The sequence below is a fragment of the Frankia sp. Mgl5 genome, assembly GCF_023242985.1.
GTDB lineage: Bacteria > Actinomycetota > Actinomycetes > Frankiales > Frankiaceae > Parafrankia > Parafrankia soli.
In genome coordinates, this window is record NZ_JALKFY010000454.1 from 1 (window position 1) to 485 (window position 485).

The 485-nt window shown below is 67.0% G+C and carries 1 protein-coding gene; it reads left to right on the forward strand.

Translation table 11 applies throughout. The features are described from left to right. Positions 1-121: 121 nt before the first annotated feature. A partial coding sequence (locus MXD62_RS10110; RefSeq protein ID WP_248829071.1) for an IS6 family transposase occupies positions 122-485 on the forward strand: 364 nt, incomplete at its 3' end.

The window sequence follows — 485 nt, forward strand, 5'->3', positions numbered from 1 at the left end:
TGCGAAGGCATCACGCCAGTTGCATTGCGGGTCAGGCCACCGCCCGAGGCAGCACCATGAACTCACAGTTGCATTGACGAAGTCGGCCATCGCGGGGCGTCCGATCGGCCATGATCGGGTGATGCGTCGACGTCGTGTCCGCCCACCAGCACCGACGTCGGAGTTCGCCGGGTTCCGGTTCCCACTCGAGGTGATCGTCCTTGCGGTGCGGTGGTACCTGCGGTACGCGCTGTCCTACCGGGACGTCGAAGAGCTCCTCGCTGAACGAGGCATCGAGGTTGACCACGTCACGATCTACCGGTGGGTGCGGCGCTTCGCGCCCTTGCTCGTGGACGCGGCCCGGCCCTGCCGGCACCGACCAGGCGACAGGTGGTTCGTCGACGAGACCTACGTCAAGGTCTCCGGCCTGTGGACCTACGTGTACCGGGCGGTTGACCAGCACGGCCAGGTCATCGACGTCCTGGCCAGCACCCGCCGCGACCAGG